11 protein-coding genes are annotated in these 8,751 nt (G+C 43.5%); 6 read left to right on the top strand and 5 right to left on the bottom strand.

The window, feature by feature from the left end:
* Both O9334_RS04690 and O9334_RS04685 read left to right on the top strand, forming a co-directional pair.
* Positions 1–333, top strand: a 333-nt coding sequence (locus O9334_RS04690; protein WP_287999602.1) for a tyrosine-type recombinase/integrase, incomplete at its 5' end; no start/stop codon positions are given.
* 173 nt (positions 334–506) lie between these two features.
* Entirely contained in the window at positions 507–1,451 is a 945-nt protein-coding gene (locus O9334_RS04685) for a hypothetical protein (protein WP_287999601.1), read from the top strand.
* Between the two features lie 804 nt (positions 1,452–2,255).
* Here the strand turns inward: O9334_RS04685 and O9334_RS04680 are convergent.
* From O9334_RS04680 to O9334_RS04660, 5 genes are all read right to left on the bottom strand, one after another.
* The gene (locus tag O9334_RS04680) at positions 2,256–5,249 is read right to left on the bottom strand and encodes a DUF3987 domain-containing protein (RefSeq protein ID WP_287999600.1); all 2,994 of its coding nucleotides are present in this window, start codon (positions 5,247–5,249) and stop codon (positions 2,256–2,258) included.
* A gap of 14 nt (positions 5,250–5,263) precedes the next feature.
* Positions 5,264–5,533 carry a hypothetical protein gene (locus O9334_RS04675; RefSeq protein ID WP_287999599.1) on the bottom strand — a complete coding sequence of 90 codons (270 nt, stop codon included), beginning with the start codon at positions 5,531–5,533 and terminating at the stop codon, positions 5,264–5,266.
* 60 nt (positions 5,534–5,593) lie between these two features.
* Complete coding sequence (locus O9334_RS04670; protein WP_287999598.1) at positions 5,594–5,737, bottom strand: ribbon-helix-helix protein, CopG family; 144 nt, start codon at positions 5,735–5,737, stop codon at positions 5,594–5,596.
* Between the two features lie 305 nt (positions 5,738–6,042).
* Positions 6,043–6,234 carry a hypothetical protein gene (locus O9334_RS04665; RefSeq protein WP_287999597.1) on the bottom strand — a complete coding sequence of 64 codons (192 nt, stop codon included), beginning with the start codon at positions 6,232–6,234 and terminating at the stop codon, positions 6,043–6,045.
* Between the two features lie 41 nt (positions 6,235–6,275).
* On the bottom strand, positions 6,276–6,782 hold the full coding sequence (locus O9334_RS04660) for a hypothetical protein (protein ID WP_287999596.1): 507 nt from the start codon (positions 6,780–6,782) through the stop codon (positions 6,276–6,278).
* A gap of 164 nt (positions 6,783–6,946) precedes the next feature.
* Here O9334_RS04660 and O9334_RS22795 point away from each other — a divergent pair, with 164 nt between their 5' ends.
* The 4 genes from O9334_RS22795 to O9334_RS04645 all read left to right on the top strand — a co-directional run.
* A complete protein-coding gene (locus O9334_RS22795) occupies positions 6,947–7,159 on the top strand; it encodes a helix-turn-helix domain-containing protein (protein WP_123230362.1) in 213 nt (70 codons plus the stop codon).
* A 70-nt stretch (positions 7,160–7,229) separates the two neighbouring features.
* On the top strand, positions 7,230–7,529 hold the full coding sequence (locus tag O9334_RS04655) for a type II toxin-antitoxin system RelE/ParE family toxin (RefSeq protein ID WP_123230361.1): 300 nt from the start codon (positions 7,230–7,232) through the stop codon (positions 7,527–7,529).
* A 15-nt stretch (positions 7,530–7,544) separates the two neighbouring features.
* Positions 7,545–7,880: a HigA family addiction module antitoxin gene (locus O9334_RS04650; RefSeq protein WP_123230360.1), complete on the top strand. Its 336-nt coding sequence runs from the start codon at positions 7,545–7,547 to the stop codon at positions 7,878–7,880.
* 103 nt (positions 7,881–7,983) lie between these two features.
* Positions 7,984–8,751, top strand: a 768-nt coding sequence (locus O9334_RS04645; RefSeq protein WP_287999595.1) for a tyrosine-type recombinase/integrase, incomplete at its 3' end; no start/stop codon positions are given.

The following is an 8,751-nucleotide window of genomic DNA, read 5'->3' as shown; positions in this document are numbered from 1 at the left end:
ATCGAGTCTTGGCTAGAGGCAAGGGGTGAGCGTGACCCCGATAAGGCTTTATTTGTGTCGGTCAATCCCGGCTACCGGGACGGCCGGCTATCTACTCAGGGGATTTATGATGTTGTGAGCGATCGCTGTCAGGATGCTGGTATCAGCAAAACTATGTCACCTCACAGAATTAGACACAGCAGCATCACGGCCGCGTTAGAGGCTACCGGGGGGGATGTTAGACGGGTACAAAAGTTATCGAGACACAGTTCACTCAATACCTTGCTGATCTATGACGACAATCGGAAAAATCATCAAGGGGAAGTGACCGACTTGTTAGATAGTCTGATTTAGCCAAAAAACACCCCTCAAAAATGCCCCTAAAACCGACGGAAAAAAGTTTCAGGGGTGATTTATCGTGAGCATTGGGATTTAATTAAGTGCCAATTCTCAAAGTGTCATACTTAGATGACAGCATCTAAGCTAATTAGATGATAATAATATCATCCAAGATTAGATTAGATGCCATGAGTAAAGTAATTTCTTTTTCGATTAGTGATAAATACCTTGAGAAGCTTCGCTCCCTGTACCCGTCCCTTACCGACAATCTAGCGGCTAAACAGTTTCTCACGGACGGGTTAGATTCAAACTTAGGCAATAGCTTAGATGGTAGTTTAGATACTGGGTTAGATGGTAGGGTTAAAAGCCTTATAGAATCAGAGTTAGATGGTTTATTAGAAGTGAGGTTAGATGCTACCGTGGGAAAGTTACTCACTTCCTTGAGTGAGAGACTGTCAAGGCTAGAGGAAAGGTTAGATACTAAATTAGATGGTAGGTTAGATGAGATGGAATTATTATTAAGGATGCAGCGCGAAGCTTCGATTACTTCCTTGATTCCCACCGGGGAACCTTCCCCCCTTCCCCCTTCCCCTTCCCTTCCCCCCGATGAACTGGGTGAGGGTGTTAGCGTTACCACCCCGGACTCACCACCCTCACCACTGGACCAACCGGCGATCGGAACCTTGACCCCGGAAGTTCCCCCCTCACCACCGTCACCGGTCAAGGAAGCGATCGAGCATTCGGAAAAAAAGATTATGGAACCGGTAGGGGGATCGGACTCGCTAGATACTTTACCCGTTCCCCTCATAACCGATAAAACCATCGATCAGAATGCGATCGAAACCGTCCCGGGTGAAACTGACTCAACTATTGAACCGGACAAGGGCGCGATCGGTCCCGTCCCGGTTGACACTGTTTCAATTGAATCAGTAACGGGTGAGGGTACAGTAAGCAACCGACAAGGCTTAACCAATGCCCAATTAAGCGAAAAAACCCGCGTCCCTGTATCCACTATTGAAAAATGGAAGGGGAAGATGAAAATCGGGGAACCAATTGTCAGCAAGAGATACCCTGACTTTTTTAAGCAGTGGCGATTAAATCCTACCGATAGCCTTTGGTATGAAGTCGATTAGCAGTGAATCACTTCTCAGGACATTTTGCCCGATATTCCCCCAATATTGGGCATTTTCTGAGATGGTAAGGATTAGCGTTTAAGGGTCAAACATTTTAAATGTTTAAACTCAAAAAACCCTCAAAACCCTTACCCTGTGCGAGTTTCCCACGTCCATTTTGTAGTTTCTCTGGTTTTTTCTGCCATATTCCTAATAGTTATTGTTTGGTTTTATTGGATATTTCTTTTATTATTAAATCACTTCTTTAATAGTGGAACCCCTTAATTATGGGGATATTACCCAAAAGGGGACAGAATTGGTTAAAACCGTTGGGAATGGCAGTCACACTCTCTAATCGTGAGATATTGGCTATTTTTCAAGGATTATCGCCTAAAATGGTCAAAAATAAACGATTAAAATCAGGAAAAATGTACCGTGTTTTTTAGGTCAAAACCGACTTAAAAGGGGGATTATGGGGACAAAACTCGCTATTAGGCGATAAAGTGCCGGGACTTGCTTTTATGGGTTTATTTTGGCTATATCAGGGTAATTTTGGGGGATTACCAGTAAAAAGGGGATTATCCCTTATTTTGGCGATTTTCCCTAAGCCTTTGACTCCAAAAATTATCAAAACTTACTCTGATACTACTTAAAGGTATTTTATTCTTTTTTGCTAGTTCACTTAGCGCGATAGGCCGCATCCACAAAGGCTTTTCGAGAATTAAATCGAATTCTTTTTCTAGTTGTTGGTAGTCCATAATTTTGATTGGGTTGATAGGGGTTATTGGGTGATTGGGGATTACTAAAAAGTAATCCCCATAGCTATTAGGCTTTTTCCTTTTTCTTTCTTTCTGGGCCGGGAGTGCGCGGTACGACTTCATCTATGGCAACCGTGAAAGAGGGATTTTCCTTATGCCAATCTTGAATAGTGATTAAATCACCATCGATACTGATCACCCAATGGTATCCCCCCCCTTTCTTATAGACACACTCACCCCCCGGTTTAAGGCTGTCAGTGTCCGGGTGATCCGAGTCGGTTTTACCATCTTGGGGGGATAAAGGGGATAAGGGGGATAAGGGGGATTTTAATTTATCCCCCCTTGTAAAGTCTTGCTCTGATTGAGTTTCACCAACTTGGGGGGATAAAGGGGATAAAGGGGATAGGGTATTATCCCCTTTTGATTTTTCAGTGAGGGGGGATAGGTAATCAGCATCCTGATCATTGAGAGGGGTTAAGTTTTGATTCTCAAAATGATTTTTTTTATCCCCTTTATCCCCCTTTAGGCTGTATTCCTTATCTGGTAAGGGTTTCGCTGGGGGGATAAGGTTATCCCCCTTTATCCCCCCTTTATCCCCTTTAATCTCAAAATCCTTATCTGGTAAGGGTTTCGCTGGGGGGATAAGGTTATCCCCCTTTAATGCTCGGAATTCAATCGAGCCACGGGTAGTTGATCGAGTTTCCCCATAGCCCTTGTCGCTTAATTCCCGGAATATCTCAGTTATCCTTGACGATGGGTATTCTGTCTTAGCTTTTCCTGAAAAAGCTTTTTTTCGAGCGTTATTGGGGGTTATCCAATCCGATGCTACCGATAACAGCCTTGCATACGCGCTAGGTAAGTCATCCGATAGTTTTCCGTACATCCCCCTGACTTGGTTGATAAAAAAGCTTACTAACTCAATAGCCGCGTTAATGGTTTCTTTAGAAATCTCTATCGATGGTGTAATACCGTTAAATAGGGAGTTAGCAAGATGAAGATTTAAAGCTAAGCGTCCGATCAGTCCACGGGCCTTAATTAGCACGTTTCTCATTGCCGGGCGCTGTTCATTCTCGCTTAATGATTTGAGTCTGTTAACAGCCTTTAGAAATCGTTCCCGTGCCGGGCGTGATAGGTCATAAGTTTTTACGGGTAGGCGGTCAAATTGCCGATAGAGGTCTGTGAGCATCGGTGTTAAATCCGGGTAGGCTGCATCTATATCAAGGTCAAGCGTTGAGGGGGGAAGCTGGCAAAAAATGAACCGCGCCCATTGGCCGCTAGAGTCTTCCTTATCCCCTAACAGTTTCTCTAATACACCGGGCTGTATCGTGCCATAAATCGATAAAAGAATTTTGCGACAAATTACGGTTTTATCGGGGTCGGCCCGCAGGGTGATGGGGGGGGTCCCATCGTAGTATTCCAGAATATCTTCGCTATCGGACCCACGGCCTCCCCGGTATTGGTTAGCACTCTTAAACAGTCCCGCGATTTCATCCCTAAAATAAAGCGTCCCCTTATCTTGGCTATTAGCTGCATATCTCGCTATGCCCTCACCGGTTCCCCCTGAGAAATACCTGATCCGCCGGGTAGGTTTCGAGGGCGGACCATCTGGGTATGAGTCGGTTAACGCTTCGCTGTTTTTAGATTTTTTCAGCGATTCATAGTTAGCGAGAGAAGCTTTATACTGACTGAGTTTTGACTCATAATCAATGTCATCCCCTTCGATTAAAGCTTTTAAGGGATCAGAAATCATCGCGCGCCCGATTATCGACTTACCCTCACCGCTTAACGCGACTATGGCCGCGTACAAGTTGGGGGGAACCTTCCAGTTAGTTTGAGGATACAGCATTAATGCAGTGTCAGGATGAAGGGTTGACGACAATCCACTGAGTAACGCAGTTAGATAGGCCTCCGATCGCAATCCTGTTAATCTGGCATGGTGATTAATAGCGTTGGCTAATTTCTCAGGGAGTACCTTGCTAAGGTCAAGCCGTTGGCTATCGGCTTTTAAGATATTGTCGAGGTCGCTAAAAAGGTCATCCTTGTCAAGGTTTTGGTCATTTTCTTGTACCCGTTCCTTATATATCGAGGTAACTTGCTGATCCGATATTCCGTATTGCTTCGCGATCGAAGCTAACTCGATTTTTAGCTTGGAACCGGTGACACCCTGACTTATCAAATTATCGATTATTTCCTCTAATTTGTCGGTTTCTAGGGGTTTAGGGGAAAATCGAGGATGACTGACTATATTAGTCGTTTTCTCTGCTTTTTGCTGTTTAAGAGGCTTTTTATTGCCGATTGCCTTGATAATGTCATCCTTAGTAACCCCTTCATCTATCCAATCTTTCAGATCAGCCCCCCTTGATTCAGGGAGATGATTCCATAGGGGGGAATCAGGGAAACAGTAGAGCCATTGGGCGTTGGGGAAGTCTTTCGCTATCGCTTCGCAGTGTTCTATGCCCGGCACGTCTCGATCCGGGCATAAAATCACGCTGGCCCCTTCTAAGTCTTTGCTATCGGAAGGCCTCCACTTCTTAGAACCGGCTATATTGCAAGTCGCGGGTAAACCCAGTGACCATAAAAGATCAGCCTTACCCTCACCCTCACAGATAAAAATACTTTCCCCATTGGCGATCGCTTGCTTAATCTCTTGATAGCGATAAATGGGTATATTTTCCCGTTTAACATTGTCTAGGGTGTTAACCCATTGCTTGCCGTGCCAATGCTGCTGATAGATGCTTTTTTTACCGTTGCCGTCGTCTTTTCTTGTCACCCGTACCAAAACGTTACCATCGCGATCAGGATAGTAATAATGGGTAGTTTTAGCCGGGCGTGGGGGTTTAGCCCATGTTTCCTTTTCCTTTATGGGCGCGTAGTAGGCGTGTCCTTCGCTATCGGCCCCATTGGTTTTATACCAACCGGGCGCGGGGTCATAATCACGCTTGCATACTGATAAATCCCCTACTGAGTAGCACCAATCGGGTTTCCCACAGTGAGGGCATGGGTTATTTTTGGTGACAGGGACTAGACTTTTTCCGTTGGTTTCGCTATAATCGTTGTACATAAGACGAATTCCTTTTAGTTACAAAATGTAAAACCACAGCGATCATTACTCGCTGTGGTTTTTTGGTGAATATCAGATTTTTGTGCCGTGCCTAAACCTACCCGTGCCGTAAAATTAAGGCTATTCTGGCTTATTTTGCCAAAATTAGCCTTTATTCTGCTTATTGCTGATTTAATCGGGCTGGTAATCTTTCTATCGCTTAATCTCTCGCTGTTCCCACGGTTCTGGGAATTTTTCAGGGGGTTACTTGACAGTAAATCAACGTAAATGTTATGGTTAGACATAATAAGAATGTTTTTTGTGAACCGCTTTCTAGTCGCCAAACTAGGCGCGGTTAGTTCTTTTTAGGCGGCTTTTTCAAGGCATTCGCGGATCATCTCTCGCATCACCGTGGATGCCGTATCATTCCTTTTTTCAGCAATTTCAAAAATTTGACGCTTCATCTCAGGGGAAACCTTGGCCACTAGGGAGACGTTTTTTACTTTCATATCAGACCTCTCTTTTCTTTAATAGTAAGGTAACACATAATGATTAAAAATGTACCTAATTCATACTACCAATCTATAAGGCTTTCCTAATTATTAGATAAGGTTTACTTATACAACACTTAAACCCAATCACTGTAAAAGTTTTAACTCTTAATCCTAATTTGCCAATCAGATTGATAGAGATAAATCCCATTAATTTTGATTTATTGGGAGAATCTAGGATAGGCTTTAATCTAAGAAAAAAATCAAGATAAATCCTATTCATACTCCTAAATAATTACGGTTTACTGATAACTGATAACTGATTAATCCTCTATCTCCCAACTATTTTCGATTAATCCCAAATTATCGCTAATTATCTCTATCTCTTGGTTCCCGTCATTTTCGATGGTGATATTGGCATACAAATCATCAAAGAATAGTGATGCTTCTTTTCTGTTTTTAGCCGCGATTGTGATCTCGATTGTGAGGGGTAAAATTGCTGTAAATTCCTTCATGTTTCCTCCTAATAGGGGGAATTAATCTCCCCCTTGATTGATTAAAGATTAAAATGTTTGGTAGCTTGGATAAATAAGCTAGTTGCCACACAGCGCCGATCCTCACCCTCTAAATTGAGGTTTTCAGCTTGCTGTAAGCAAAACCCGTATAATTTACCCATTTCACTCACATAATTGGCTATTTCTCGCTTTTGATTGGGTGATAGGAGTGATTGGTCACTCTCGCTAGGTTTCTCACTGTCTTGAGTGATAACGTGATTGGTATTATGTAGAGGCCGCACGGGTACGGGTATTTCTGGAAGGGGTTGGCCGAGACTGACTAAGTTGGGATCCTCAACGAGACTATATTTACCCTTGTTATCTAGAGTTAAGGTTAGCCGTGCGTTCTTAATGACGTGCTTTTGGGAGTAATCGTCATCCCCACCGCGCCAAACGGTCACTTTTTCGCCATTATCACGCCGAACCGCGTCGATAACGGTTCTCTCACCGTATTTTGTGGTAACGCGCCGGGCCGGAGATTGCGCTATAGCTTCGATAAGTTGTACCATTGTTTTAGACCTGATAAGGGTTGACGGAAAGGCAATCACACTAATTGCAAGTTGGCGGTGGTTGCCTTTCTCTATATCTGTATATTACCGCGAAGTCAGTAATATTGTCAAGCATTATTCTAAAAAAAAGTTATAATAAATTATAGAGACATAAAACTAATACAATGGTACTAAAAAATCGGGTCAAGGAATTTACAGAGGCTAGAGGCATCACAATCTATAAATTCATTCAGCAAACAGGCATTGCGATGTCCACGGGATACAAGCTATCCCAGAACCCTGATCAGCTTCCTTCTGTGGCAGTCTTACAGGCAATCTGTGATAGGTACGAGATACAGCCCGGCGAGATTCTCGAATGGGTTCCAAGCAAAGAATAAAATGTGATCAATGCCTAAAAAGAAATAGTTTAGCGAACGTCTAACATGAAAAACGTGCTACCGTGTTATTATGATAGTCTCATTCAGGAATACAGCTACTAAAAATATTTTCAATGGTGAGGATACCAAAAAAGCACGGAAAACCTGCCCTAGAAATTTATGGAACGTGGTGCGACGGAAACTGGATTTAGTCGATTCGGCAACTTCGCTAGATGACCTACGCATTCCACCCAACAATTGTTTGGAAGTTTTAGTCGGTGATCGGCAAGGTCAGCATAGCATCCGAATCAATGATCAGTACCGTATCTGTTTTATCTGGACTATAAACGGTCCAGATAATGTTGAAGTCGTTGATTATCATTCCAGTTAAAAAAGGAGTATAAACATGGTTCGCACACCTACCCATAGAAGACCCACCCATCCGGGTGAAATGCTGAACGAGGAATTTTTGAAGCCGATGGGCATCACACAGAGTCAACTCGCTGATGCGATTGGGGTTCCTTACCAGCGAATTAATGAAATTGTCAACCGTCGCCGGGGGATTACCCCTAGCACCGCTTTAAGACTTGCTAAATACTTCCAAGTCTCTCCTGATTTTTGGTTGAATCTTCAAACCCGATTGGATTTGTTTGACACTAAACAGAAAGAGGGGGAACAAATCGAGAAAATTCTTCCGCCCGCTACAAGAGTAATTACAAGCAAGCCTATTGGAGTCGGATAAAACGAAAAACTTGTATCGCATCTCAAAGAGAAGCTTTACTCAGTTGAGAATGCTTTGGGTTTTTAACAATTCTTAATCTGTTGATAATAAACCTTTTCGCAAGATGTCAGACAAGCTTGTACTACTAAATTCTCGACTTTCCCATTTAACCCCGGTTTCCCCTAGCACCGATTGGGATAGGGTTTTAGCTGATTGGTTAGCTACTAAGCGATCGCCACATACCCGGCGTGTGTACCAAAAGGATATCCAGAATTTTCTCTCAGATATTAATCTGGAATTGGGGAAGTTTCTATCTCTCGATCGCCATGGCGCTTATGCCCTAGTTAGTCGATATAAAGGGGAATTAATCAAAAATAATCTTAAATCGGCCACAATTAATAGAAGATTAGCCGCTATTAAGAGTTTAGTCGCTTTTTCTTATAATTGCGGTCATTCTGAATTTATGCTTGAGTCTGTTAAGGGTGAGAAATTGTCATCATATCGTGACACGACCGGGGTTGATTGCGAGACATTCAAGCGAGTCCTATCGGGGATTGACCGGACTTCTCTAAAGGGAGTCAGGGATTACGCCCTCTTGATGCTTCTTTGGTCTAATGCGCTCCGGCGATCGGAAGTGTCTAAGGCTAATATTGGTGACTTTGACCAAAAGTCCAAAACCCTAAGAATTTTTGGTAAGGGAAGGGGAAATCAATCAGAGATTATCTCGTTAGGGACGGGTACGGTCACGGCGATCGAGTCTTGGCTAGAGGCAAGGGGTGAGCGTGACCCCGATAAGGCTTTATTTGTGTCGGTCAATCCCGGCTACCGGGACGGCCGGCTATCTACTCAGGGGATTTATGATGTTGTGAGCGATCGCTGTCAGGATGCTGGT

The organism is Microcystis sp. LE19-8.1F (assembly GCF_027531715.1).
In the GTDB taxonomy this organism is placed as follows: Bacteria; Cyanobacteriota; Cyanobacteriia; order Cyanobacteriales; family Microcystaceae; genus Microcystis; species Microcystis wesenbergii_A.
This window is presented reverse-complemented; position numbering and strand designations above follow the sequence as displayed.

Coding starts and splice junctions, on each gene's coding strand:
- O9334_RS04685 (WP_287999601.1), top strand. CDS start 507: ATGAGTAAAGTAATTTCTTTTTCGATTAGTGATAAATACCTTGAGAAG.
- O9334_RS04680 (WP_287999600.1), bottom strand. CDS start 5,249: ATGTACAACGATTATAGCGAAACCAACGGAAAAAGTCTAGTCCCTGTC.
- O9334_RS04675 (WP_287999599.1), bottom strand. CDS start 5,533: ATGTCTAACCATAACATTTACGTTGATTTACTGTCAAGTAACCCCCTG.
- O9334_RS04670 (WP_287999598.1), bottom strand. CDS start 5,737: ATGAAAGTAAAAAACGTCTCCCTAGTGGCCAAGGTTTCCCCTGAGATG.
- O9334_RS04665 (WP_287999597.1), bottom strand. CDS start 6,234: ATGAAGGAATTTACAGCAATTTTACCCCTCACAATCGAGATCACAATC.
- O9334_RS04660 (WP_287999596.1), bottom strand. CDS start 6,782: ATGGTACAACTTATCGAAGCTATAGCGCAATCTCCGGCCCGGCGCGTT.
- O9334_RS22795 (WP_123230362.1), top strand. CDS start 6,947: ATGGTACTAAAAAATCGGGTCAAGGAATTTACAGAGGCTAGAGGCATC.
- O9334_RS04655 (WP_123230361.1), top strand. CDS start 7,230: ATGATAGTCTCATTCAGGAATACAGCTACTAAAAATATTTTCAATGGT.
- O9334_RS04650 (WP_123230360.1), top strand. CDS start 7,545: ATGGTTCGCACACCTACCCATAGAAGACCCACCCATCCGGGTGAAATG.